The 23,714-nt window shown below is 71.1% G+C and carries 21 protein-coding genes; 10 read left to right on the top strand and 11 right to left on the bottom strand.

The window, feature by feature from the left end; all coding sequences use genetic code 11:
• Nucleotides 1-57: 57 nt before the first annotated feature.
• The 3 genes from OG746_RS42180 to OG746_RS42170 are packed head-to-tail and all read right to left on the bottom strand — an operon-like array spanning nt 58 to nt 6,091.
• Complete coding sequence (locus OG746_RS42180) at nt 58-2,028, bottom strand: enoyl-CoA hydratase (protein WP_266724430.1); 1,971 nt, start codon at nt 2,026-2,028, stop codon at nt 58-60.
• Complete coding sequence (locus OG746_RS42175) at nt 2,025-4,928, bottom strand: FAD-binding and (Fe-S)-binding domain-containing protein (RefSeq protein ID WP_266724429.1); 2,904 nt, start codon at nt 4,926-4,928, stop codon at nt 2,025-2,027. The genes OG746_RS42180 and OG746_RS42175 overlap by 4 nt, the downstream gene beginning before the upstream one ends.
• A complete protein-coding gene (locus OG746_RS42170; RefSeq protein ID WP_266724427.1) occupies nt 4,925-6,091 on the bottom strand; it encodes a pyridoxal-phosphate-dependent aminotransferase family protein in 1,167 nt (388 codons plus the stop codon). Before OG746_RS42170 ends, OG746_RS42175 begins: the two co-directional genes overlap by 4 nt.
• Before the next feature lie 145 nt (nt 6,092-6,236).
• Between OG746_RS42170 and OG746_RS42165 the strand changes: the two genes are divergently transcribed.
• From OG746_RS42165 to OG746_RS42150, 3 genes are all read left to right on the top strand, one after another.
• Nucleotides 6,237-6,977 carry an IclR family transcriptional regulator gene (locus OG746_RS42165; protein WP_266724426.1) on the top strand — a complete coding sequence of 247 codons (741 nt, stop codon included), beginning with the start codon at nt 6,237-6,239 and terminating at the stop codon, nt 6,975-6,977.
• Between the two features lie 125 nt (nt 6,978-7,102).
• A complete protein-coding gene (locus OG746_RS42160) occupies nt 7,103-8,545 on the top strand; it encodes an SLC13 family permease (protein ID WP_266724425.1) in 1,443 nt (480 codons plus the stop codon).
• 408 nt (nt 8,546-8,953) lie between these two features.
• Entirely contained in the window at nt 8,954-9,139 is a 186-nt protein-coding gene (locus tag OG746_RS42150; RefSeq protein WP_266724424.1) for a DUF5999 family protein, read from the top strand.
• Nucleotides 9,140-9,162: 23 nt separating this feature from the next.
• On the opposite strand, the gene crcB (OG746_RS42145) is transcribed toward OG746_RS42150, so the two are convergent.
• Together crcB (OG746_RS42145) and crcB (OG746_RS42140) are read right to left on the bottom strand one after the other, a co-directional pair.
• Nucleotides 9,163-9,537: a fluoride efflux transporter CrcB gene (crcB, locus tag OG746_RS42145; protein WP_266724423.1), complete on the bottom strand. Its 375-nt coding sequence runs from the start codon at nt 9,535-9,537 to the stop codon at nt 9,163-9,165.
• Between the two features lie 28 nt (nt 9,538-9,565).
• On the bottom strand, nt 9,566-10,030 hold the full coding sequence (gene crcB, locus OG746_RS42140; RefSeq protein WP_266724422.1) for a fluoride efflux transporter CrcB: 465 nt from the start codon (nt 10,028-10,030) through the stop codon (nt 9,566-9,568).
• A gap of 212 nt (nt 10,031-10,242) precedes the next feature.
• Between crcB (OG746_RS42140) and OG746_RS42135 the strand changes: the two genes are divergently transcribed.
• From OG746_RS42135 to OG746_RS42125, 3 genes are all read left to right on the top strand, one after another.
• The gene (locus tag OG746_RS42135) at nt 10,243-11,214 is read left to right on the top strand and encodes a lysylphosphatidylglycerol synthase transmembrane domain-containing protein (protein ID WP_266724420.1); all 972 of its coding nucleotides are present in this window, start codon (nt 10,243-10,245) and stop codon (nt 11,212-11,214) included.
• Nucleotides 11,215-11,317: 103 nt separating this feature from the next.
• On the top strand, nt 11,318-11,446 hold the full coding sequence (locus OG746_RS42130; protein WP_266724418.1) for a hypothetical protein: 129 nt from the start codon (nt 11,318-11,320) through the stop codon (nt 11,444-11,446).
• 64 nt (nt 11,447-11,510) lie between these two features.
• A complete protein-coding gene (locus tag OG746_RS42125) occupies nt 11,511-11,894 on the top strand; it encodes a VOC family protein (protein WP_266724416.1) in 384 nt (127 codons plus the stop codon).
• A gap of 53 nt (nt 11,895-11,947) precedes the next feature.
• On the opposite strand, the gene OG746_RS42120 is transcribed toward OG746_RS42125, so the two are convergent.
• Nucleotides 11,948-13,321: an NAD-dependent succinate-semialdehyde dehydrogenase gene (locus OG746_RS42120; RefSeq protein WP_266724415.1), complete on the bottom strand. Its 1,374-nt coding sequence runs from the start codon at nt 13,319-13,321 to the stop codon at nt 11,948-11,950.
• Between the two features lie 143 nt (nt 13,322-13,464).
• Between OG746_RS42120 and boxC the strand changes: the two genes are divergently transcribed.
• The 4 genes from boxC to OG746_RS42100 are packed head-to-tail and all read left to right on the top strand — an operon-like array spanning nt 13,465 to nt 19,012.
• Complete coding sequence (boxC, locus tag OG746_RS42115) at nt 13,465-15,126, top strand: 2,3-epoxybenzoyl-CoA dihydrolase (RefSeq protein WP_266724414.1); 1,662 nt, start codon at nt 13,465-13,467, stop codon at nt 15,124-15,126.
• A gap of 2 nt (nt 15,127-15,128) precedes the next feature.
• On the top strand, nt 15,129-16,547 hold the full coding sequence (gene boxB, locus OG746_RS42110) for a benzoyl-CoA 2,3-epoxidase subunit BoxB (protein WP_266724412.1): 1,419 nt from the start codon (nt 15,129-15,131) through the stop codon (nt 16,545-16,547).
• A 33-nt stretch (nt 16,548-16,580) separates the two neighbouring features.
• On the top strand, nt 16,581-18,155 hold the full coding sequence (locus tag OG746_RS42105) for a benzoate-CoA ligase family protein (RefSeq protein WP_266724411.1): 1,575 nt from the start codon (nt 16,581-16,583) through the stop codon (nt 18,153-18,155).
• On the top strand, nt 18,155-19,012 hold the full coding sequence (locus tag OG746_RS42100) for an amidohydrolase family protein (protein WP_266724410.1): 858 nt from the start codon (nt 18,155-18,157) through the stop codon (nt 19,010-19,012). Before OG746_RS42105 ends, OG746_RS42100 begins: the two co-directional genes overlap by 1 nt.
• Here the strand turns inward: OG746_RS42100 and OG746_RS42095 are convergent.
• From OG746_RS42095 to OG746_RS42075, 5 genes are all read right to left on the bottom strand, one after another.
• Nucleotides 18,996-19,823 carry a PaaX family transcriptional regulator gene (locus OG746_RS42095; protein ID WP_266724409.1) on the bottom strand — a complete coding sequence of 276 codons (828 nt, stop codon included), beginning with the start codon at nt 19,821-19,823 and terminating at the stop codon, nt 18,996-18,998. The two genes, OG746_RS42100 and OG746_RS42095, sit on opposite strands and share 17 nt — an antisense overlap.
• 95 nt (nt 19,824-19,918) lie before the next feature.
• The gene (locus tag OG746_RS42090; protein ID WP_266724407.1) at nt 19,919-20,728 is read right to left on the bottom strand and encodes an SAM-dependent methyltransferase; all 810 of its coding nucleotides are present in this window, start codon (nt 20,726-20,728) and stop codon (nt 19,919-19,921) included.
• A gap of 168 nt (nt 20,729-20,896) precedes the next feature.
• On the bottom strand, nt 20,897-21,160 hold the full coding sequence (locus tag OG746_RS42085) for a GlsB/YeaQ/YmgE family stress response membrane protein (RefSeq protein WP_266724405.1): 264 nt from the start codon (nt 21,158-21,160) through the stop codon (nt 20,897-20,899).
• A gap of 112 nt (nt 21,161-21,272) precedes the next feature.
• Nucleotides 21,273-22,295: a hemolysin family protein gene (locus OG746_RS42080; RefSeq protein WP_266724403.1), complete on the bottom strand. Its 1,023-nt coding sequence runs from the start codon at nt 22,293-22,295 to the stop codon at nt 21,273-21,275.
• Nucleotides 22,292-23,641 carry a hemolysin family protein gene (locus OG746_RS42075; protein WP_266725742.1) on the bottom strand — a complete coding sequence of 450 codons (1,350 nt, stop codon included), beginning with the start codon at nt 23,639-23,641 and terminating at the stop codon, nt 22,292-22,294. Before OG746_RS42075 ends, OG746_RS42080 begins: the two co-directional genes overlap by 4 nt.
• Between the last annotated feature and the right edge of the window lie 73 nt (nt 23,642-23,714).

Below are 23,714 nucleotides of genomic sequence, written 5' to 3'. Positions count from 1 at the left end.
CCGGGGTGTGGAGATCTACCGTCCTTCCGACACCCCCGGGCACCTCGACGTGGAGGCCTACCGTCCCTCCCACTCCGGCTTCCGCTTCTCCAGGAAAGCCGTCACGCCCTCCGCGAAGTCGCGGCTGCCGTAGACGCGGGCGTACAGGTCCTCGGCGTGGCCGGGGGCGGACGCGGCCAGGACGCGCCGGTCCGCCTCCTTCAGCGCTGCCAAGGTGAGCGGGGCGCAGCGGGCGATGTCCGCGGTGAGCTCCGCGAGGCATGTGTCCAGGTCGGCCGGGTCGACGATGTCGGCCACGAATCCGGACTCGTAGGCCTCCTTCGCCGTGATCAGGCGGGCGGCGAGGAGGGACCGCAGGGTGCGGGCTCGGCCGAGTCCCGCGTAGAGGCGGGAGATCATGGCGGGGGCGAGGCAGTTGCCGAGCGTGCGGCCGATGGGGGCGCCGAAGACGGCGTCGGGGGTGCACACCACCACGTCGCAGCAACTCGCGAGCGCGCTGCCCGCACCGACCGCCGGGCCCTCGACCGCGGCGGCGACGGGCATCCGCATCGCCGCGAGCCGGTCGACGGCGAGGCCGACGCGACGCTCGTACGCCACGCCGTCCTCCCCGCTGAAGTCACGGAACTCGCGGATGTCGGTGCCGGCCGCGAACGCCCGCCCACCCGCTCCGCGCAGCACGGTCAGCCGGATGTCGGGGTCGGCGTCGATCTCCCGGCAGGCGCGCTCCAGTTGGTCGTACATGCGCAGGGTCAGGGCGTTGCGCCGGTCCGGGTTGACCAGGGTGAGGTGGGCGGCGTACGTGTCGGTTCCGGGAACCGCGTGGCGGGTCCAGGTGACGGAGCCGCCTGCCGCCTCGTCGTCGGGCGTCAACTCCGTCCCCTTTCCCAGGAGTTCCTCGTTGTGCTCGCCGAGCACCGGCGGGTGGCGGCGCAGCCGGGCCGGGGTGCGGGCGAGTTTCACCGGGAAGCCGACGACGCGACTGCGGCCGTCGACCGGGTGGTCGTACTCCTCGACCATGCCGCGGGCCCGCGCGTGCGGGTCGTGCTCGAGGATCTGCCCGTAGTCGAGGATCGGCCCCGAGGGGACGCCCGCGTCGAGGAGTTGGGCGACACACTCCTCGGTACTGGTCGCCGCGAGCCGCCCTTCGAGGAGGGCGATCAGCTCGGCGCGGTGACCCATCCGGTCGGTGTTGGTCGCGAACCGTTCGTCGTCCGCGAGGTGTTGCAGGTCGAGGGCCTCGCACAGCCGCAGCCACAGCCGCTGGTTGTTCGCGGCGATAGTGGCATGGCCGTCCTTGGTGCGGACGACCTGGTAGGGCGCGGACATGCGGTGCGCGGAGCCGAGGCGCTGCGGGGGCTCGCCACCGGCGAAGTACTCGACCGACTCCCATACGGACATCGCCAACACCGCTTCGTACAGGGAGGTTTCGAGGTACTGCCCCTCCCCCGTGCGCAGCCGGTGGACGTGCGCGGCCGCGATGCTCAGCGCGCACAGCATGCCCGCGCCGAGGTCGCCCACCGGCAGCCCGCACTTGACCGGCGGCCCGTCCGGGTCGCCGGTGACACTGACGGCGCCCGCCATGCCCTGGGCGATGAGGTCGTAGCCGGGCCGGTCGGCGTACGGGCCGTACTGGCCGAAGCCGGAGATCGACGCGTAGATGATGTCGGGCCGTACCTCGCGGACGGCTTCGTAGCCGACGCCGAGGCGGTCGGTGACACCGGGCCGGAAGTTCTCGACGACGACGTCCGCGTCGGCGACGAGCCGGAAGAACTCCGCGCGGTCGGCGTCGGTGCGCAGATTGAGGGTGACACTGCGCTTGTTGCGGTTGAGGGCGTGGAAGGCGGGGGTGTCGCTGCCGGGCCGTGGCGTGCCCATCGAGGTGCGGGTCTGGTCGCCGCCCTCCGGTGACTCGACCTTGATGACATCCGCGCCGAGGTCGGCGAGCAGCATCGTGCAGTACGGGCCCGCCATGACCTGGGTGAGGTCGAGGATGCGGACGCCGTCGAGCGCTCCCGCGGTGACGGTCATCGCAACACCTCCCGTATCAGCTGGAGCGGGTGCACCGCCGTGCGCTCCGTGCCGTGGTGGATCTGCTGGCGGCAGGAGACACCGGTGGCGGCGACCACGGTGTCGTCCGGTTCGGCCCGGACCGCGGGGAAGAGCCGGTCCTCGCCGACCGCCATGGATGTCTCGTAGTGCTCCGCCTCGAAGCCGAAGGAGCCCGCCATCCCGCAGCACCCGGCATCGAGTTCGACGACCTCGGCGCCCGGGATGCGCTGGAGGAGCGCCACGGTCGCCGCGGTGCCGACCTCCGCCTTCTGGTGACAGTGGCCGTGGAAGAGAATGCGGCGGCCCGCGGGCCCCGTGTCGTCCCGCAGTGGGAGCCTGCCGTCGTCGATGGCCTCGGTCAGCAGCTCCTCCAACTGCTTCACCCGTCCGGACACGTCGGCGACGGCCGGGTCGCCGGGCAGCAGGGCGTGGTGTTCGTCGCGCAGGGTCAGCAGGCAGGAGGGTTCACAACCGACGATGGGACCGTCCCCCGAGTCCGCGAGGCGGTGCACGAGATCGCCTGCCTGCGCCTTCGCCTGGTCGAGCAGACCCTTGGAGAAGGCGGCGCGGCCGCAGCAGCCGCCGCTCTCCAACCGCACGTGCCAGCCCGCCCGTTCGAGGAGTTCGACGGCGGCGCGGCCGACGTCCGGGTCGGTGTACGTGGTGAAGGAGTCGGCGAGGAGGGTCACGGTGCCCTGGCTTCCGGCCACGCTTCCCGGCCTGCGCCGGAACCACGTCACGAGGTTGCGGCGGGCGAACACGGGCAACGGCCGGGCGCTGGCTATACCGAGTCTGCGTTCCAACAGCCGCCTCGGCAAAGGGAGGTTGGAGATCGGGGCGGTCGCCGACCCCAGCCGGTTGAGGCGGCGGATGGCGCCGAACACCCGGGACCGGAGCGGCGTGCCGTGCTGCTCGTGATGGTGGGCCAGGGTCTCGGCCTTCAGCGTGGCCATGTCGACGCCGAGCGGGCACTCGCTCTTGCACGCCTTGCACATCAGGCACAGGTCGAGGACGTCGTGCAGCCCCTCGTCGCCGAGCGCCGCCTTCGGGTCGGGCTCGGAGAGCGCCTTGACCAGGGCGTTCGCACGGCCGCGCGTGGAGTCGTGTTCGTGCTTGGTGACCATGTACGAGGGACACATCACGCCCGCGTCGCTCTTGCGGCACAGGCCGATGTTCATGCACCGGTCGGCGGCGCCGCGCATGTCGCCGCCTCCGACGACCTCGAAGTCGAGGTGGGTTCGCAGGGCCGGCGCGGGCGGCAGCGCCGCGTCGCGGAGGTGTTCGGTCATCGCCGGGGCGTCGACGATCTTGCCGGGGTTCAGCCGGTTCTCCGGGTCGAAGAGGCCCTTGACCTCGCGCATCGCCTCGTACAGGTCGTCGCCGTAGAGCTCGCGGTTGAACTCGCTGCGGGCCAGGCCGTCGCCGTGCTCGCTGGAGTTGACGCCGCCGTACTCCCGTACCAGTTCCTTGATCTCCTCGGCGACCGCGCGCATCGTCCGCACCTGGGCGGGGTCGGCGACGTCGACGAAGGGCCTGATGTGCAGACAGCCGACCGAACAGTGGCCGTAGAAACCGGCGTCGAGGCCGTGCCGGTCGAGGACCTGCTTGAAGCGGCGGGTGTACGCGGCGAGGTGCTGGGGGTCGACCGCGGTGTCCTCGATGAAGGCCAGCGGTCGCCGGGTGCCCTCGCTCGCGGCCATCAGCAGGCCGAGGCTGGACTTGCGGACCTTGAGCAGCCCGGACTGCTGGGCGGGGGTGACGGCCTGGAGCGTGTGGTAGCCGTGGCCGTGCCGCTTCCAGAGTGCGGTCAACTCCTGGAGCCGACGGCCGAGTTCGGTCTCGTCGTCACCGGTGAAGCTGACGAAGAGCAGGGCCTCCGGGTCTCCTTCGAGGATGTTTCCGAGGGAGGCGTACTCGATCTTCTGCCGGGAGAGGTCGAGGATCGTCCGGTCCATCATCTCGACGGCGGACGGATCGCAGGAGAGCGCGTCCTCGGTGGCCTCGATGGCTCCGGCGACGGAGGTGAAGTGGCCGACGCCGATGACCGTGCGGGCGGGTTTGGGCACGAGGTCGACGAGGGCGCGGGTGGCGACGACGAGCGTGCCTTCCGAGCCGACGACGAACTTCGCGAGGTCGAAGGGGGCATCGCCGGAGCGGTCGGCGAGCCGGTCGAGGCGGTAGCCGCCGGAGCGCCGCCAGTACGCCGGGAAGCCCGTGGCGATCGCCCCGGCGCGCGCCTCCACGATCTTGGGGAGCTCGCGGTAGAGCCGCCCCTCCAGGGTGTCGAGGCCGGCCCGTCGGGCGCGCTCCTCCTCGTCGACGGGGGCAAGCCGGGCCGTGCTCCCGTCGGAGAGCACGACGTCGAGCTCCCGTACGTGGTCGATGGTCATGCCGTAGCGGATCGACCCGCTGCCCGCGGAGTTGTTGCCCGCCATGCCGCCGATGGTGGCGCGGTTGCTTGTCGAGGTGTCCGGGCCGAACATCAGGCCGTGCGGCGCGGCGGCCCGGTTCAACTGGTCCTGGACCACGCCGAGTTCGACGAGTGCGGTGCGCGCGTCGGCATCGAGTTCGAGGATGCGGTGCATGTGCCGGGAGAGGTCGAGGACGAGGCCGGGGCCCACGGTCTGTCCGGCCAGGCTGGTCCCTGCGCCCCGGGGCACCAGCGGCACACCGTGTTCGGCGGCCGCCGCGACCGCGGCCCGCACGTCGTCGGCGTGGCGCGGGAAGACGACGCCCTGCGGCTCGATCGCGTACATGCTGGCGTCGCGGGAGAACAGGTGCCGGGTGTAGTCGTCGAAGGCGACCTCGCCGTCGAGGTCGCGGCGCAGCGCGGCCTCGAGGTCGCGGGCGGCGGTGCGGACTTCGCTGGGTGCCGTCATCGCAGCACCTCCAACGCCGCTTCCAGTCCGCCCCGTTGGACCGGTACTCCGGCGAGTTCGAGGCCCATCTGCACTCCGGCGAGCGTGCCCGCGAGGGTCAGGTCGTTGAAGTTGCCGAGGTGGCCGATGCGGAAGACACGGCCGGCGAGTTTTCCGAGGCCGGAGCCGAGTGACATGTCGAAGCGCTCCAGGATGATCTTGCGGAGCTTGTCGGCGTCGTGTCCTTCGGGCATCAGGACGGCCGTGAGCGAACCGGAGTGCTCGCGCTCGTCGGCGCACAGCACCTCAAGTCCCCAGCCCCGCACTGCGGCACGGGTGGCGGCGGCGTGCCGGGCATGTCGGGCGAAGACGTTCTCCAGGCCTTCCTCCTCCAGCATGCGCAGCGCCTCGTCCAGGCCGTAGAGCAGGTTGGTGGCCGGTGTGTACGGGAAGGCGCCCTTGGCGTTGGCGTCGATGATCGGCTGCCAGCGCCAGAAGGAGGCGGGGAGCCCGGCGGTCCGGGAGGCGGCGAGGGCCTTGTCGCTCACGGCGTTGAAGCTGAGGCCCGGCGGCAGCATCAGCCCCTTCTGTGAACCGGCGACGGTGACATCGACGCCCCACTCGTCGTGCCGGTAGTCGATGGAGCCGAGCGAGGAGATGGTGTCGACGAACAGCAGGGCGGGGTGGCCCACGGAGTCGATCGCCGCGCGCAGTTCTGGGATGCGGCTGGTGACACCGGTCGATGTCTCGTTGTGGACGACGCAGACCGCCTTGATCCGGTGGTCGGTGTCGGCGGCGAGCCGCTCGGCGAGCGCCTCCGGGTCCGCGCCGTGCCGCCAGTCACCGGGCAGGGCGTCGGTATCGGCGTCCAGGCCGAGGCCGCGGGCCATCTCGCGCCAGAGGACGGCGAAGTGCCCGGTCTCGAAGGACAGCACCCGGTCGCCGGGGCTGAGCGTGTTGACCAGCGCGGCCTCCCAGGCACCGGTGCCGGAGGCGGGGTAGACGACGACGGGCCCCGCCGTACCGAACACCGGTTTGAGCACGGCGAGCAGACGCTTCGTCAGCTCGGCGAACTCCGGGCCGCGGTGGTCGATGGTGGGCGCCGCCATGGCGCGCAGGACCCGGTCGGGGACGTTGGTGGGGCCGGGGATCTGCAGGAAGTGGCGGCCGGTGCGGAGCGTCATGCGGTTCGACTCCTCAAGGTGTTGTGCCGTGAGATGGCACGCCGTACCGTGAAGCGGCACGTGGAGCGTAGGCTTCCCCTCGCCGACGCGTCAACGGCCGCGTACCGGTCGCTGGTTGGGATCAACGGATGCGTGAGGACTCGCGATGATGCAGAACGTGGCCAACACCCTGCGGGCACTGGAGGAAGTTGCGGCCATGCAGCCCGTCGGCGTCGCCGACCTGGCCAGGGCCCTCGACCTGCCGAAGAGCTCCGTCCAGCGCTCGCTCGTCACGCTGCACACCACGGGCTGGATCCGCCCCGCCGGAGGAACCCCCACCCGCTGGGTGGTGACCACCAAGGCGCTGCACGTCGGACGGCACGCCACCGACGAGCTGGGGCTGCGCGACGCGGCGCTTCCGGTGATGGAGGAACTGCGCGGGCGGACCGACGAGACGGTCCACTTGGCGGTGCGCGAGGGCGGCAGGGTGCTGCTGGTCGAGCGACTCCAGACCAGCAAGGCCGTGCGCATCATCCTGCCGCTCGGCCAGGATCTCCCGATGCACGCCTCGGCCAACGGCAAGGCGGTGCTCGCCGCCGACCCCGACGACGCGGTCGAGCAGTACCTCGACGAAGGACTGCCGCGCTACACCGGCACCACGGTCACCGACCGGGAGCAACTCCTGGCGGAGGTACGGGAGATCAGGGCGCGGGGCTACGCGACGAACTCGGGCGAGTGGCGCGCGGATGTCTCGGCGGTGGCCTCGGCCGTACTCGGGGCGGGGGGCCTGCCGGTGGCCAGCGTGAGTGTCAATGTGCCGACGAGCCGGATGACCGAGGACGCGGCCGCCACCTTCGGTGGCCTGGTGCAGGAGGCGGCGCGCACCATCAGCGCCCGAATCTCCTGATGTGCAAGGTGTCTTGACGTCCCATCAGACGCCTTCCATACTCTCGCCCCAACCCGAGACCCAGATTCCGGATTCCGGAATGTCCTGAACGTGTGGTGACCACCGACCGAAGGCGAGGAAGCCTCGTGTCAGATCAAGTCATCTCCATCATCGGCCTTGTGCTCGTGTTCGTCATTGCAACCTTCACCAAGGTACACATGGGCGTCATCGCCATCGTCGCCGCGTTCGTCGTCGGCACGGCCGTCGCCGGAGAGTCGGCGGACGAGCTGTTTGCCGGCTTTCCCGGCGATCTGTTCGTGGTGCTCGTCGGCGTCACACTTTTGTTCGCGATCGCCAAGAACAACGGCACGGTGGACTGGCTCGTCCAGGCCTCGACGCGTGCCGTCCGCGGCAGAATCGCCCTCATCCCCTGGGTGATGTTTCTGATCACGGGGGCCCTGACGGCCTCCGGCGCGGTCGTCCCCGGTGCGGTGGGCATCATGGCGCCCATCGGCATGGGCTTCGCCGTGCGGCACAAGATCAACCCGATCCTGATGGGCCTGCTCATCATCAATGGTGCCAGCGCCGGTGGCTTCTCGCCGATCAGCATCTTCGGCACCATCACCAACGGCGTGGTGCAGCGGGAGGACCTGCCCGGCAGCGAGGGCATGCTCTTCCTGACCTCGTTCCTCTTCAATCTCGCGCTCAGCGTGGTCGTCTTCTTCCTGTTCGGCGGCCGCAAGCTGCTGGGGCGTCGGGCGGAGGTCCCGGCCGGTGCGCCGGGTGAAGGAGGGGGCGCCCCGGCAGACACCACGGGCGGTGGCACCCCCGCCGCATCGGTCCCGGCCCCGGCGGGCGAGCGCGTACCGTCGCCGACTCCGGCGGGCGGCCCGGAAGCAGCGCCGACCCCGACCAGCGGCCAACTGACGGCGCCCACGGCCGCCCCGCCGAAACCCCGGCCGCCGGCCCCTGACACCGAGGAGATCCTCCGCCTCGATCCCGTCCGCGTGCTCACCGTGCTCGGGGTGATCAGCCTGGCCCTCGGCTCGCTCGCCTTCGACCTCGACGTGGGCCTGATGGCCTTCGTGGTCTCGGCCGTCCTGTGCCTCGTCTCCCCCGCCTCCGCGAAGGGAGCCGTCGAACGCTGCGCCTGGCCCACCGTCCTGCTGGTCTGCGGCATCGTGATGTACGTCAGCCTGATGGACAAGATGGGCACCATCAAGTGGGCCGGCGAGAGCGTCAGCGACCTCGGCACGCCCCTGGTGTCGGCGCTGCTCATCTGCGTGATCGGCGGCGTGGTGTCCGCGTTCGCGTCCACGACGGGCATCCTCGGCGCCCTCATCCCGCTGGCCGTCCCGTTCCTCGCCGGGGGCGAGATCGGCGCGATCGGCATGATCAGCGCCCTGGCGATCTCGTCCTCCGTGGTGGACTCCTCACCGTTCTCCACCAGCGGAGCGCTGACCGTGGCCAGCGCTCCGGAGGAGATGCGGGACACCGTCTTCCGACGGCTGATGGCATGGGGCCTGAGCATGACGGTGATCGCCCCGCTCGCGACGTGGGTCATCCTCGTGATCCCCGGCCAGTTGTGACGGCGAGGCGACCGGGACCGTTCAGCGGGTCAACTGCCTGAGTGCGACGTTGAGTTCGAGGACGTTGACCTGCGGCTCGCCCATGAATCCGAGGTCCCGGCCGGGATGTCGGAGGCCTTCACCTTGTACGTGGCCGTGGTGTTGTCCTTGATGACGGCGGCCTTGGCGGACTCGACCTGCTTGATCAGCTCTTCGCCCGTTGACGGCTCCCCTACGCCGCCGTGTGCGCCCTTGACGCCTCTCTTACGGCGAGAGGGCGCGGGCGGCGGTCGTGGAACGGTGCCGGGAGTGTCCGGGAGCTGTCACATTCGGCGCCAGGACCTGGTTCGCGGGGCCCGGCAGGCGCATCGTCGATGTACGGGGGCAGCCCTCCAGGACCGCCCTACCGGCCGACCTCGGAGGTTCGCCATGTGTTTCCACCGCCCCACGTGCCCGCACCCCGAGCATGTCGTCGCCGCCCACCCCGAACAGGGCTGGAGCCTGTGCTGCGACGGCACGATCGTCTTCGACGACACCGGCGAGCTGCGGCCCGACGGGGGCGTCGTGGCCCCGCACCGCTCGTACCCGGTACAGCGGCTGGTCGTCGCGGCCTGAGAGTGACCGGCCGCCCCGCTCCCTCAGGCCCAGATGGCCGCCGCGAGCGCCGCGCCCGTGAAGGCGGCGCCGAGCCCTGCCGCGACACTGGCGACGACGTTGACGGCGGCGTAGAAGCGCGCCCCGCGCTCGGCCAGGCGCAGGGTCTCGTAGGAGAACGTGGAGTACGTCGTCAAGGCCCCGCACAGGCCGGTGCCGAGCAGCAGTTGGACCTGGGAAGAGGCGCCGCCGGCCGCGACGGCGCCGGTGACCAGGCCGAGGATCAGGGATCCCGCCACATTGACGGTGAACGTGCCCCAGGGGAACACCGTGTCGTGCCGGGACTGGACGGTGCGGTCGGTGAGATAGCGCAGCGGGGCGCCGACCATCGCGCCCACGATCACCAGCAGCCAGTTCACGCCTCGCCCCCGTCCGTGTTGCCGGTTGTCACCGCTGCCTCCACTCGATGGCGCGGCGGGTCAGCCCCGCCGCGGCCCACACCGACGCGAGCGCCACGCACGCGGTCAGGGCCAAGTAGCCGAGGGCGGTGCGCGGATGGCCTTCGACGATCAGGTTCCGGATGTCCACGGCGTACGTCGAGAAGGTCGTGAAGCCGCCCAGGACGCCGGTGCCGAAGAACGGGCGGACGAGGCGGTGGGCCGCCCAGACGTCGCTGATGACGACCATGAAGACGCCGATGACGGCGCAGCCGATCGCGTTGACGACGAGCGTCGTCCAGGGGAAGGCGCCGCTCGCCGTGGGCCACAGCAGGCTCGCCCCGTAGCGGGCGCTCGCGCCGACCGCGCCGCCGAGCGAGACCACGGCGACGACGGGGCCCTGCCCCTGCCAGGCGGTTGTGCGCGGTTGGGGAACATGCGGGTCCGCGTCCGGATCGACGGGGTCGTTCACCATCGGACTGCGGGCCTCTCCTCTGTACATCTCCTGCTCACCGGCCACACACGTTACGGGGGTGCGTCCTCGCACATCGGCACCGGCCCGCACGATTTCGCAGATTGACGGACGCGCGACACTACGATGTCGGCAAAACGGGCATCACCGTAATAGCCCCATTCCGCTCCCTCCCCTGCCTTGCGCTGTGCGCGCTCGGAAAGGACGGCTCAAGCGTGGCCACTCCCCCTCCCCCTGTCCTGCGGCCTGCCCTGCGACGCCGACTCCCCGTACGGAAATGGTTTGCGCTCGTTCCGCTCGTCCTGGTCGCCGGGTGGGTGGCCTGGAACTGGCCCCTGTTCACCGCGGGGCTCACGCAGCTGCGCGGCGCGGATACCGGCTGGCTGCTGGCCGCCGCCGTGGTCACGGTCACGTGCTGGCTGCCGGTGTGTCTGCTGCGGCAGGGCGCGGTGCTCGAACCGCTGCCCGTGGGGCGGCTGTTCGCCTCGCAGGTCGCCGCGGGTTCCGCCAATCACCTGCTGCCCGCGGGGCTCGGCGCGCACGTCGTGAACTTGCGGTTCATGCGCTCCTGCGGAATACCCTCGACCCGCGCCTGCGCCGCGCTGGCGCTGTACTCGCTGGCTCAACCCATCGGCCGGTACGCCCTGTTGATCACGCTGATGGCGGCCTCGCCGGACGCGCTGCCGCTGGGTGGGCTGATGTCGGCCGAGCGGGGTGGCCTGGCGGTGCTGCTGCTCGTCGCGGCGGTCACCGTCGCGGCGGGGGTGCTGTGGTGGGTGCGGCCCCTGCGCGCGGCCGTCCGGGGCTTCCTGGCCACCGCGCTGACCGACGTCCGCGCCCTGCATGCCCGGCCCGCCCGCGCGCTGGCCCTGTGGTGCGGGGCGGTCGGCTTTCCCGCGTTGCAGGCCACCGTCATGGTCGCGGTGGCACGCTCCCTGCAGATGCCGGTGCCGTCGCTGGACATCGCCCTCGCGTATCTCACGGCCTCGGTGGTGGCCGGGGTGCTGCCGACGCCGGGCGGGATCGGGTCCGTCGAGGCGGCGCTCACCCTCACGCTCGTCGGCGCGGGGTCACCGGTCGTCGAGGCGACCGCCGCGGTCGTCGGCTTCCGCCTGCTCACGGTCTGGGGGCCGCTGCTGCCCGGCGCTCTGGTGCTGGCCGCGCTGGTGCGCCGCAAAGTGATCTGACGACCGCCGGGCGCCGGTCCGTTGCGCGAGGTCGTGCGGGACCCGACTTGGTACATTCGCGACTCGGAACCCGATGTGCCGCACACGAGGAGGCGTGGTGCCCATGACGCCGCTCGCCCTGTTCCTGCCCCGCCTCGACGTGGTTCCGCGCTGGCTGCAGATCACGGCGGCCGTGGTGATCCTCGGCCTCATGGTCACGCGGGTGTGGCTGTTCTTCCGCCGCCGGAAATAGCGTTGCCGCTGTCGGCCGTCCGCATTAGGGTCACGGTCCCCGACACCGGAGACTCACACCACTGATGCATGTCCAGCTGAACCACACCGCCGTCTACGCGACCGACCGGCACCTGTCCGCCGAGTTCATCGCCGCGATCCTCGGCCTGAAGGTCGGCGCCCCGTTCGGGCCGTTCCTGCCCGTCGATCTCGGCAACGGCGTGACGCTCGACTACTACGAGAAGCGGGACGAGCCGATCCAGTCCCAGCACTACGCCTTCCTCGTGCCCGAGGAGGAGTTCGACGCGATGATCGGCCGTCTTGAGACGGTCGGGGTGACGTACTACGCCGACCCCGGACACACCGAACCCGGCCGGGTCAACGACCTGTTCGGCGGGCACGGCGCCTACTTCGACGATCCGGACGGCCACAACATGGAGATCATGACCACGCCGTACGCCCGCCCCTGACGCGCAGGGGCGGGCCGGGCCCACCGCTCGGGTGTGCCCGGCCCGCTCCGGGCTCAGCCCTGGACGCGGATCAGCTTCTTGTTCGCGAACTCCGCCATGCCGTACTTGCCCAGCTCACGGCCGATGCCCGAGCGCTTGACGCCGCCGAAGGGCAGGTCCGCCTGGGTGCCCGCGAAGCCGTTGATCCACACCATGCCGGTGTCGAGCTGGTCGGCGACCCGCTTGGCGCGCTCGACGTCGCCGCTCCACACCGCGCCGCCGAGCCCGTACGGAGAGCTGTTGGCCAGCTCGACGGCGGCGTCGTCGTCGGCCACCGGGTAGACGACGGCGACGGGGCCGAACAGCTCCTCCTTGTAGGCGCGCATCTCGGGCGTGATGCCGGTCAGCACGGTCGGCTCGACGTACGCGCCCGGGCCCTCGCCACGGCCGCCGCCGGTGTGCAGCGTGGCGCCCTTGTCGACAGCGTCCTTGATCTGCTCAAGGAGCTGGTCGGCGGCGGCGCGCGAGGACAGCGGGCCGAACTTGGTGCCGGGCTCCAGCGGGTCGCCGGCCTGCACCGCGCCGACGTTCGCGGTCAGTTCGCGCACGAAGTCCTCGTAGAGACCCTCCTGCACGAGGAAGCGCTTCGGCGAGTTGCAGGCCTGCCCCGCGTTGCCGAGCCGGCCCATCGCCGCCTTGCGGGCCGTCTTCGCCACGTCGTCGGTGTCCAGGAGGATGAAGGCGTCCGAGCCGCCCAGCTCAAGGACGCACTTCTTCAGGTTGCGGCCCGCGATCTCGGCGACGGCCGAACCGGCCCGCTCGCTACCGGTCAGCGAGACACCCTGGTTGCGCGGGTCGGCGATGATGTCGGCGACCTGGTCGTTGGTCGCGAACACGTTGATGTACGCACCGCTCGGCAGGCCGGCGTCCGTGAAGATCTGCTCCATCGCGAGGGCCGCCTGCGGGCAGCTGGGCGCGTGCTTGAGCAGGATCGTGTTGCCGAGCATCAGGTTCGGCGCGGCGAACCGGGCCACCTGGTAGTACGGGAAGTTCCACGGCATGATCCCGAGCAGCGAGCCGAGCGGGGCGGTGCGCACGGTGGCGGTGCCGCCGCCGCTGACCGAGAGCTCCTCGTCGGCGAGGAAGCCGGGGCCCTGCGTGGCGTAGTACTCGTAGATGCTGGTGACGATGTCGATCTCGCCCTTGGCCTGGGCGAGCGGCTTGCCCATCTCCAGGCTGATGATGCCGGCGAGCTCGTCCTTGCGCTCCTGGTAGATCTCACCGACGCGGCGCAGCACCGCGGAGCGGGTCTCCACGTCCGAGTTGCGCCAAGTCTGGTATGCCGCATGGGAGTCGGCCAGCGCCGTCTCGATCTGCTTTGCGGTCGCCTCGGGGAATTCCTTGAGGGTCTCGCCGGTCGCGGGGTTCACCGTTTTGTAGGCCGTCATGCTCGCGACCATACCTTTTGCCTCCCGCCGCCCGTCCAGACCCTGCCCACCCCCAGGAAACGTACTACGGGTTATTGACGCTCCTACAGTCGAGCGTGGAGTGTTGTGTCATCCGAGGACTCATCGAGGACTGGGGGACCGCCATGCGCGTCGAGTTCCGGACTGCCCCGACGGACTACCGCCACTGGTCGCTGAAGGTCGACGAGGCCGTCGCCACGCTCACCATGGACGTGGCGGAGCAGGGCGGCCTCGTTCCGGGCTACGAACTCAAGCTCAACTCCTATGACCTGGGCGTCGACATCGAGCTCTACGACGCCGTGCAGCGGCTCCGCTTCGAGCACCCCGAGGTGCGTGCGGTGGTCGTGACGAGCGGCAAGGAGAAGCTGTTTTGCGCCGGGGCGAACATCCGGATGCTGGCCGGATCGAGTCACGCGTGGAAGGTGAACTTCTGCAAGTTCACGAACGAGACGCGGGGCGCCATCGAGGACGCTTCCGCACATTCCGGCCAGACCTACCTCGCCGCCCTCAACGGCACGGCATCGGGCGGCGGTTACGAGCTGGCGCTCGCCTGCGAGCGGATCCTGCTCGTCGACGACCGCTCGTCGACGGTGTCACTGCCCGAGCTGCCGCTGCTCGGCGTGCTGCCGGGCACCGGCGGCCTGACCCGGCTCGTCGACAAGCGGCATGTCCGCCGGGACCGAGCCGACTACTTCGCCACGAAGCCGGAGGGCATGGGCGGGCGGCGGGCCGCGCAATGGCGCCTGATCGACGAGGCCGTGCCGCGCAAGGAGTGGGAGCACACCGTCGCCGCCCGCGCGGCCGAGGCCGCCGCCCGCTCCGACCGCCCGGTGGGCGAACCCCACGGGATCCGCCTCACCCCGCTGGAGAAGACCCGGACCGAGGACCGGGTCGAGTACCGGTACGTGCACGCGGCCCTCGACCGCGCCCGCCGCACCGTGGAGATCACGCTCGAAGGACCGCCGGAGGACGCGCCGGCCGACCTCGCCGCCCTGCACCGGCAGGGCGACGCGAGCTGGCCGCTCGCCCTGGCCCGCGAACTCGACGACCTCATCCTCGATCTGCGCACCAACGAACCGGAGTTGGGCACCTGGGTCGTACGGAGCCGGGGCGACGCCTCCCGCGTCCTCGACCACGACGCCCTGCTGCTCGCGCACCGCGACGACTGGCTCGCCCGCGAGATCACCCTCTACCTCAAGCGCACGCTGAAGCGCCTCGACCTGAGCAGCCGCAGCCTCATCGCCCTGATCGAGCCCGGGAGTTGCTTCGCCGGGACGCTCCTGGAGACCGCCCTCGCGGCCGACCGGTCCTTCCAACTGGCCGGAGTCTTCGAGGAGATCGACCCGGCCGCCGATCCTGCCGCGCTCGTCGTCGGCCCGATGAACCTCGGCCCGCTCTCCATGAGCAACGGGCTGAGCCGCCTTGAGACCCGGTTCCTCGGTGACGCCCCCGCGTTGGCCGCGGCGCAGGAGGCAGCGGGCCGACCGCTGGAAGCCGAGGAGGCCGAGCGGATCGGCCTGGTCACCTTCGCCCCCGACGACATCGACTGGGCCGAGGAGGTGCGGATCTCGCTGGAGGAACGGGCCGGGTTCAGCCCCGACGCCCTGACCGGACTCGAGGCGAACCTGCGCTTCCCGGGCCCCGAGACCCTCGAGACCAAGATTTTCGGGCGACTCACCGCCTGGCAGAACTGGATCTTCAACCGTCCCAATGCCTCGGGCCCCGAAGGAGCCCTGCGCAGGTACGGCACCGGACAGCGCGCCGAATTCGACCGGAAGCGGGTGTGACGATGGCGCTCACCGCCGACTACACGGACAAGATCCCCAACAACGTGGATCTGCACGAGGACCGCAGGCTCCAGCGGGCCCTGGAGTCCTGGCAGCCCAACTTCCTCACCTGGTGGGACTCCATGGGCCCCACCCTCCCCACCGACGACGTGTATCTGCGCACCGCAGTCGACGTCGGACGGGACGGCTGGGCACAGTTCGGGCACGTCGCGATGCGCGACTACCGCTGGGGTGTGTTCCTCGCCGAGCCGAAGCCCGACCGCCGTATCGCGTTCGGCGCGCACCGCGGCGAGCCCGCCTGGCAGCAGGTGCCCGGCGAGTACCGGGCCGATCTGCAGCGCCTCATCGTCATCCAGGGTGACACCGAACCGGCCAGCGTCGAGCAGCAGCGCAACCTCGGTGCGACCGCGCCCAGCCTCTACGACCTGCGCAATCTCTTCCAGGTGAACGTGGAGGAGGGCCGGCATCTGTGGGCGATGGTGTATCTGCTGCACGCCTACTTCGGCCGTGAGGGGCGCGAGGAGGCCGAGGAGCTGCTGCATCGCAACTCCGGCAGCGAAGAATCGCCGCGCATCCTGGGCGCGTTCAACGAGGAGACGCCCGACTGGCTGTCCTTCTTCATGTTCACGTACTTCACCGACCGCGACGGCAAGTACCAGCTGGGCACGCTCAAGGAGTCGGCCTTCGACCCGCTGTCGCGCACGTGCGAGTTCATGCTGAAGGAAGAGGCGCACCACATGTTCGTCGGCACCACCGGCATCGACCGGGTGGTGCTGCGCACGGCCGAGCTGATGCGCGAGCATGACACCGAGGACTTGACCGGCTGCGGCGGCATCCCGCTGGACGTGATCCAGAAGTACATCAACTTCCACTACTCGGTCTCGCTCGACCTGTTCGGCTCGGAGACGTCGACGAACGTCGCCAACTACTACACCTCGGGGCTCAAGGGCCGCTGGGGCGAGGAGCGCCGCAAGGACGACCACGCCCTGGCCGACGACTCGTTCCTGGTCGACGCACTGGTCGAGGGCGCGATCGGGCAGCGGGAGGTCGCGGCGCTCGTGGGCCTCAACACCGATCTGCGCCGCGAGTACATCCGCGACTGCCACAGCGGCCTGAACCGCTGGAACCGCCTCCTTGAAGAGGCCGGGATCGACCAGCGGCTGTACCTGCCGCACATCGCGTTCAACCGGCAGGTCGGCGCCTTCGCCGCGATCCAGACGGCGCCCGACGGGGCGCTCCTCACCCCCGACGCGTGGGAGGACGCCAAGGGCGCCTGGCTGCCGACCGAGGTGGACAAGACGTACATCCGCTCGCTGATGCGGCCCGTGCACGAGCCCGGCCGGATCGCCTCCTGGATCGCCCCGCCGCGCCAGGGCATCAACGGCAAGCCGTTCGACTACGAGTACGTGCACCTGACCTGAGGACGCCCGAGGCCGACGACCGGGGAGTCGACGATGAGCGAACCCTTCAACGCGTGCCGCTATCTGCTCGACCGCCGGATCGACCACGGGGACGGCGCCCGCCTCGCACTGACCGGCCCCGCGGGCGAGTTCACCTACGCCGAGCTGCACGACCGGGTGTGCCGCACGGCGACCGGCCTGCGCGCGATCGGCCTGCGGCCCGAGCAGCGCGTGATGCTGTTCATGGCCGACTCCCCCGACTTCGTCACCGTCTTCCTCGCCGCGCTGCGGGTCGGTGCGATACCGGTGCCGGTGTCGACCATGCTGCACGCGGGTGACCTCGCCGAGCTGCTGCGGGACGCACGGGCGGCGTTCCTGGCCGTCGGCTCCTCGTACGCGGCGGTGGCCGACAAGGCGGTGCCGGACGCTCCGGAGCTGCGAGGGCTGCTCGCCGGGGCCGATGTCACGTTCACGGGCAGCCTTCCGGTGCACCGGCTGCGGGAGTTGGCCGCGGCGGCCCCGGACACCGACGTATACGCGACCACGGCCGACTCCCCCGGCTTCTGGCTCTACACCTCCGGCACCACCGGCTCACCCAAGGCCGCGATGCACCGGCACGGCGCCGTCGCCGAGGTCTGCGAGACGTACGCGAGCCAGGTCCTCGGCATCAGGACCGGCGACCGCTGCCTGTCGGCGGCCAAGGCGTTCTTCGCGTACGGCCTCGGCAACTCGCTGCTGTTCCCGCTCGCGGTGGGGGCGACGACCGTGCTCGAACCGGAGCCCTCGCGCCCGGAGTTGCTGGCCGCGCGGGCCCGGGAGTTCGGCGCGACGCTGTTCTTCGCAGGGCCGACGTTCTTCGCCAACATGCTCCGCGCCGACCTCCCCGGCGACGCACTCGCGGGCGTCAGACTCGCGGCCTCCGCGGGCGAGCCGCTGCCCGCCGCGCTCCAGCACCGCTGGAGCGAACGCTTCGGCGTCGACATCATCGACGGCATCGGCATGACCGAGACGCTGCACATCTTCCTGTCGAACGCCCCGGGCGCGATCCGCCCCGGCACGACGGGCCGCCCGGTACCCGGCTACGAGCTGCGCGTCCTCGACGAGGAGGACCGCGAGACACCGGCCGGCACACCGGGCACCCTGCACGTGCGCGGCCGCTCCGTCGCCACCGGCTACTGGTCGCGCTACGACGACTCCCGCCAGGTGTTCCGCGGCGAGTGGCTGCGCACCGGAGACACCTACGTACGCGACGAGGACGGCTACTTCACGTGTCTCGGCCGCACCGGGGACATGCTCAAGGCCGGTGGCATCTGGGTGTCCCCCGCCGAGGTCGAGGCGCGCCTGCTGGAACACCCCGCCGTCGCACAGGCTGCGGTGGTCGCGGCGACGGACACGGACGGGCTTGAAAAGCCGGTCGCGTACGTCGTCACGTCACCGGGGCAGGACGTCACCGCCGGCGAACTCATCGCGTACTGCCGCACCGGGCTGCCCTCGTTCAAGCGGCCCCGGCACGTGCTGTTCACCGAGGCGCTGCCGACGACCGCCACCGGCAAGATCCGCCGCGTGGAGCTACGGGCCCGCGCGGCCGGAGATGTGACCGCTTCCCGAGAACAGTACGAGGAGACCTGATGCTGGACGGCCACCCGCTGATCGACGTCCACCTCCACCCGGCGCGCCTTTCCACGCTGAAGCCCACGTACGAGGAGTGGACGCAGGGCGTCGCCGACCACGATCTCCTCGCCCGCATCTACGACGGCGACACGGTGAGCCCCGAGGCGTTCCACCGCCATCTCGTCTCGGAGGGCGTCGACATCGCGCTGCTGCTGTCGGAGTACAGCCCGCGGGCGACCGGTGTGCAGCCGGTGGAGGACCTGCTTCCGATCACGGCCTACGACCCGTCGAGGGCCAAGGCGATCGCCAACATCAACCCGCACCTGCACTACCCCATCGAGGAGGAGCTCCAGCGCCAGCTCGACCTGGGCGCGGTCGCCTGCAAGCTGCATCCCGTGCACGCGGGCGTCGCCGCCAACGACCGGCGCCTCTACCCCGCGTACGAGCTCTGCCAGTCGGCCGGCATCCCGCTCGTCGTGCACTGCGGCACGAGCACGTTCCCCGGCGCCCTCAACAAGTACGCCGACCCGCTGTTCCTGGACGACGTGCTGCGTGACTTCCGGCGGCTCGACGTGGCGCTCGCGCACGGCGGGCGCGGCTGGTGGTACGACGCGGCGGCCTTCATGGCGCTGTCCAACGAGCACGTGTGGATCGAACTCTCGGGCCTCCCGCCGTCCCGCCTGCGCACGTACTACGCCAAGCACGACTGGTCCCGCCTCACCCGCCGCATGATCTTCGGCACCGACTGGCCGGGGGTGCCGGGCATCGCGAAGAACGCCCGCGCGGTGGCGGCCCTGTGCCCGGACGAGACGACCACGGGTCTGGTCCTGGCGGGGAACGCGGCGCAGGTGTACCGGCTCAAGCCGGCGGCGTGACCGGGGCGGTCAGCCGGTCCCACTCCGCCTGCGCGTCCGCGTGCCAGCGCTCGTGCAGCTCGGTGAAGAGGTTCGCGGAGCGGGCGCCGATCCAGTGCGGGGGCAGCAACTCCAGGGGTAGTTGCGGGTCGAGGGCCGGGAAGCGGCGCCATGCGTCGACGAGCCGGACCTGCGCGAGGAGGGTGTCCGTACCGGGTTCGGCCCGCATGCCGGCGAAGGCGCGGACGAACTCCTCGTACTCCGTGGCCAGATCGCCGAGCCGCCACGCCTGTTCCACCATGTCCCGCTCGGACCCGATCCCCGCGAAGGGCCCGCAGAACGAGGACACTTCCGGACCGAGCCCCAGCTCCTCCACGACCTGCTTGGCCTCCGCCTCGCGTGAGGTGTGCGGGCCCACCCAGAGCCCCGGCGCGGGGCTGCCGAGGCCCACCCACGTCAGGCGGGTGCGCAGCCGGTGGCGCAGTTCACGCCTGCTCTCCGGGACGCTCACAAGGAGCACCAGCCAGCGGCCGTCCCAGCGTGCCCGCGCCCGCCCGAAGGAGTAGATGCGCTCCGCGCCCTCGCCCAGCACCGTCCTGCCGTGCTCGGTCAGCACCCAGCGCACCCGCCGCCCGGACCGCTCGGCGGTGACGAGGCCGCTCGCCGACAGCCGGTTCAGCGCCTGGCGGGCCGCCTTCTCCTCGACGCCGAGGCCGTCCATCACGTGCAACAGCGCCGAGGTCCAGACGGGGGCGTCCCGTGGCAGTACGTACTCACCGAGCACGGTGAGCAGGAGGGAGCGCGCACTCCCCGATCCGGTCGGCCTGGTCAATCCGGGCTCCTCCACTGGGCGTTGCCCCAGGGTAGCCGACTCCTGCTACATGCCGATGGCGTGGCACCACACTTTCGTAGAGTGTCGAGGAACCCTCAACGCTTGACGCCGACACCCGCGAAGTGGGTGACCTCGACGTCCCCGTCCGCGGGCTCGGGGCGCCACCGGGAGCAGGAGACGATGCCCGGAGGGAGCAGTTCCACGCCGCTGAAGATGCGCCCGAGGTCCTCACGGTTGCGCAGTGTCATGGGCGCCGAGCCCTGGCTGTTCCAGTGCTCGACCGCCGCCACCATGGCCTCGCCGTCGACCTCGGTGGTGGGGTGCGAGACGACGAGGTGGCTGCCGGGTGCGGCGGCGTCGAGGAGGCGGCGCACGATGTCGACCGCCTCGTCGGTGTCCATGACGAAGTTGAGGACGCCGAGCATGGTGATCGCGATCGGCTGGTCCAGGTCCAGGGTGGCCGCGGCGCCCCGCAGGATCGCCTCCGGGTCCCGCGCGTCCGCCTCGATGTAGTCCGTGGCCCCCTCGGGCGCGCTGGTGAGCAGGGCCTGAGCGTGGTCGAGGACGACCGGGTCCTTGTCGACGTAGACGATCCGGCAGCTCGGGTCGACGCCCTGCGCGACCTCGTGGGTGTTGTTCGCGACCGGCAGTCCGGTGCCGATGTCCAGGAACTGCCGGATTCCGGCCTCGCCGGCCAGGTAGCGCACGGCGCGGGCCAGGAAGCGCCGGTCGGCGACGGCCGAGCGGGGCAGCTCCGGCACGAAGGCCAGGACCTGCCCGCCGACCTCGGCGTCGACCTCGTAGTGGTCCTTGCCGCCCAGCCAGTAGTTCCAGATCCGGGCGGAGTGGGAGACGTCCGTCCGCAGCGGGTCGGCGGCGGGGTCGCGGGGCGCGGAGTCGGGCATGCCGGCAGGCTCCTTCGAACAGTGCGAATCGGGGCGAGGACCAACCTAGGGCCTGATCCAAACGACAGGCCCTAGGCACAGTCGATCAACTTCGTTGACTTTTACCGAGGTTGCTCCCGGCCCAGGGTCTGCCGTTCGGGACAGACCCTGGGCGCCCCGTCGCTCGGCTCAGCGCCGCCCCTTGAGCCTCTCCACGCCCGCGACGCCGACCGCGGCGAGGCCGATCTGCATGGCGAGTTCGATCCAGTCGATGCCGTCGGTCTCGGCGACGTCGAACGCGCCGGCGAGGCCGGTTCCGATGAGCGCCGCGGCGATGCCGACCAGCAGCGTCCACAGGATGCCGATGCGTTGGCGGCCCGGAATGGCCAGCCGGCCCAGCACACCGATCACGATGCCGATGACGATCGCGGTGAAGATGCCGGAGATCTCCATGCCTGTCTTCCTCCCCTTGATCCGACACTTCGACGTTTCGACACAGCTGTCGAATGTCGATTTACGTGTTCCCCGACATGGGGGACGCAGTCCCCTCGGCGACGGTTGAGCGCTAGGCGGCCGCCTGCGGGTGAGTGAGGCGGGCCAGCAGGTCGTCGAGGGCGACGAGGCCGGTCAGCCGGCCGGTGTCGTCGCGGACGACGGCGAGCGAGGCCCGGCGGTGGCGGAGTTGTTCGATGGCCTGGCCGACCGTGTCAGTGGCCAGCAACTCCGGTACCGGGCGCGCCAGTTCGCCCGCGGTGGTGGCGCGCCCCCGACTGCGGGCGATCAGCGCGTCGCGGGCGTGCACGGAGCCGACGACCCGGTCCCCCACGCGGACGAGGAGGCGGCTGCGGTCGCGCGCCGCCGCCGTGGCGAGGATCGCGTCGAGGTCCGCGTCCGCGGGGACGGAGGTGATCCGCGCGGCCGGGGTCTGGAGTTCGCCGACGGGGGTGAGCGGTTCGACCAGGGAGCTGGTGATCAGCTCCGAGTCGTCCTTGCTGATCAGGCCGAGCCGCTCGGACTCCACGACGAGGTGCGTGAGCTGCTCCCGGTTGTGGACCTCGGCGAGTTCGTCGCGCGGGGTGACACGGCACATCCGTACCAGCGCGTTGCTCACCATGTTGAGGACGCTGATCAGCGGGCGGACCACCTTGACCACGGCGCGGAACGGCGGGGCCAGCAGCATCGCCGAGCGCTCGGGATGGGCGATCGCCCAGGACTTGGGCGCCATCTCGCCGACGACCATGTGCAGGAACACCACGACGATCATCGCGAAGGCGAAGGAGACGCCGTAGCTGAGGCCGCTGGGCAGGCCCCAGCCGTGCAGCAGCGGGTCCAGCTCGTGCGAGATGGCGGGCTTGGAGATCGAGCCGAGTCCCAACGTGCAGATGGTGATGCCGAGTTGGGCGCCCGCGAGCATCAGCGACAGTTCCCGCATGCCGGCGAGCGCCGCCTTGGCGCCGCGGGCGCCGGACGCGACCGCTTGCTCCATGCGATGCCGTTTGGCGGCGACCAGCGCGAACTCGGCGGCCACGAAGAAACCGCTGCCGATCAGCAGCAGGACCGTGATGAAGAGGGCCATGGGGAAGCTCATGGGCGCGGCTCCTCCTCGGTGTCGGCAGCGGCGGACTCGCGGGCCAGGTGGACGAGTTCGGGTACGTGGCGGTCGAGGGTGCGGACGTCGATGACGGCGTGCTCGCCTTCGCCGGCCAGGTCGATCGTGACCCGGTCGCCGATGGCGGGGAAGCGGCCGAGGCGGTCCACGATCAGGCCCGCCACGGTGTCGTAGCCCTCCTCCTCGGGCAGCTCGACGCCCGTGGCCTCGGCGATCTCGTCGATGCGGCGGCCCGCGTCGATCACCCAGCCCGTGCCGTCCGGGTCCTGGACAGCCAGTTGTGTCTCGCGGTCGGTCTCGTCGGCGATGTCACCGACCAGCTCCTCGGCGATGTCCTCGTACGTGACGACTCCCGCCACGCCGCCGTGCTCGTCGAGGACGACCGCGAACTCGTCGTCGGCCTCCCGCATCCGGTCGACCGCGGCGGGGAGCTGGAGCATGTCCGGCAGCAGAAGGGGCCGGCGGGCCAGGGTCCCCGCCGGGGTGCTCGCGTACGCGGACTGCTGGAGCCGCATCAGTTCGCGCACGCCGAGGACGCCGGTGACGTCGTCGGGGTGGTCGCCCATGACCGGGTAGTTCGAGTGGCCGTGCTTGGCGATCAGCTCGATCGCGTCGTCGGCCGTGGCCTCCTTGCGGACGAAGACCGCGTCGGCGCGCGGCACCATCACCTGGTCCAGGGTCCGCTCGTTGAACTCCAGGGCGTGGTCGAGGAGGGTGGCGGTCTCGCGGGGCAGCTCGCCCTGCTGATGTGACTCGCCGATGAGATGACTCAGTTCCTCCAGGGTGGCGCCGTGGTGGAGTTCCTCGACGGGTTCGATGCCGACCTTGCGCAGCAGTTTGTTCGCGGCGCTGTCGAAGAGGTGCACGACGGGGCCGACGACCTTCAGGTAGCCGAGTGTGGACCCGGCGAGGGACTTGGCCAGGCGTTCGGGGACGGCGAGGGCGAGGTTCTTCGGGGCCAGCTCGCCCAGCACCATCTGGACGACCGTGGCCAGGACGAAGGCCAGGACCACCGAGATGCCGGTCACCGCGGCGGCCGGGATGCCGATGCCGTCCAGGGCCGGGCGCAGCAGGGCCGAGACGGACGGCTCGGCGAGGAAGCCGACGACCAGGCCGGTGACCGTGATGCCGAGCTGGGCGCCGGACAGCATGAAGGACAGCCGCTCGAGGACCTTGAGGGCCTTGGCCGCTCTCTTGTCCCCCGCCTCGGCGTCGCGGGCGAGCGCGAGACGGTCCGCCGCGACGTACGCGAATTCCTGGGCCACGAAGTAGCCGGTCCCGGCGGTCAGTACAAGGACCGCGAGGAGGCCGAGCACGGCACTCAGCACCTGCCACCACCTCGCCGCGTGCCGTGCTCATCGATCAAGGGGCGGGGTGGTCGGGGACTGTGCCCCGCTG

It is taken from the genome of Streptomyces sp. NBC_01016, assembly GCF_026341035.1.
Classification (GTDB): domain Bacteria; phylum Actinomycetota; class Actinomycetes; order Streptomycetales; family Streptomycetaceae; genus Streptomyces.
Note: the sequence above shows the minus strand (reverse complement) of the source record. Positions and strands in the feature narration are given on the sequence as shown.

What these genes read in the sequence shown, in the direction of transcription:
- OG746_RS42120 (WP_266724415.1), bottom strand. Translation starts at nt 13,321, where the DNA reads ATGACGGCCTACAAAACGGTGAACCCCGCGACCGGCGAGACCCTCAAG.
- OG746_RS42125 (WP_266724416.1), top strand. Translation starts at nt 11,511, where the DNA reads ATGCATGTCCAGCTGAACCACACCGCCGTCTACGCGACCGACCGGCAC.
- OG746_RS42105 (WP_266724411.1), top strand. Translation starts at nt 16,581, where the DNA reads ATGAGCGAACCCTTCAACGCGTGCCGCTATCTGCTCGACCGCCGGATC.
- OG746_RS42150 (WP_266724424.1), top strand. Translation starts at nt 8,954, where the DNA reads ATGTGTTTCCACCGCCCCACGTGCCCGCACCCCGAGCATGTCGTCGCC.
- OG746_RS42085 (WP_266724405.1), bottom strand. Translation starts at nt 21,160, where the DNA reads ATGGAGATCTCCGGCATCTTCACCGCGATCGTCATCGGCATCGTGATC.
- OG746_RS42175 (WP_266724429.1), bottom strand. Translation starts at nt 4,928, where the DNA reads ATGACGGCACCCAGCGAAGTCCGCACCGCCGCCCGCGACCTCGAGGCC.
- OG746_RS42180 (WP_266724430.1), bottom strand. Translation starts at nt 2,028, where the DNA reads ATGACCGTCACCGCGGGAGCGCTCGACGGCGTCCGCATCCTCGACCTC.
- OG746_RS42080 (WP_266724403.1), bottom strand. Translation starts at nt 22,295, where the DNA reads ATGAGCTTCCCCATGGCCCTCTTCATCACGGTCCTGCTGCTGATCGGC.
- crcB (WP_266724422.1), bottom strand. Translation starts at nt 10,030, where the DNA reads ATGGTGAACGACCCCGTCGATCCGGACGCGGACCCGCATGTTCCCCAA.
- OG746_RS42170 (WP_266724427.1), bottom strand. Translation starts at nt 6,091, where the DNA reads ATGACGCTCCGCACCGGCCGCCACTTCCTGCAGATCCCCGGCCCCACC.
- OG746_RS42090 (WP_266724407.1), bottom strand. Translation starts at nt 20,728, where the DNA reads ATGCCCGACTCCGCGCCCCGCGACCCCGCCGCCGACCCGCTGCGGACG.
- OG746_RS42130 (WP_266724418.1), top strand. Translation starts at nt 11,318, where the DNA reads ATGACGCCGCTCGCCCTGTTCCTGCCCCGCCTCGACGTGGTTCCGCGC.
- OG746_RS42165 (WP_266724426.1), top strand. Translation starts at nt 6,237, where the DNA reads ATGATGCAGAACGTGGCCAACACCCTGCGGGCACTGGAGGAAGTTGCG.
- boxB (WP_266724412.1), top strand. Translation starts at nt 15,129, where the DNA reads ATGGCGCTCACCGCCGACTACACGGACAAGATCCCCAACAACGTGGAT.
- OG746_RS42100 (WP_266724410.1), top strand. Translation starts at nt 18,155, where the DNA reads ATGCTGGACGGCCACCCGCTGATCGACGTCCACCTCCACCCGGCGCGC.
- boxC (WP_266724414.1), top strand. Translation starts at nt 13,465, where the DNA reads ATGCGCGTCGAGTTCCGGACTGCCCCGACGGACTACCGCCACTGGTCG.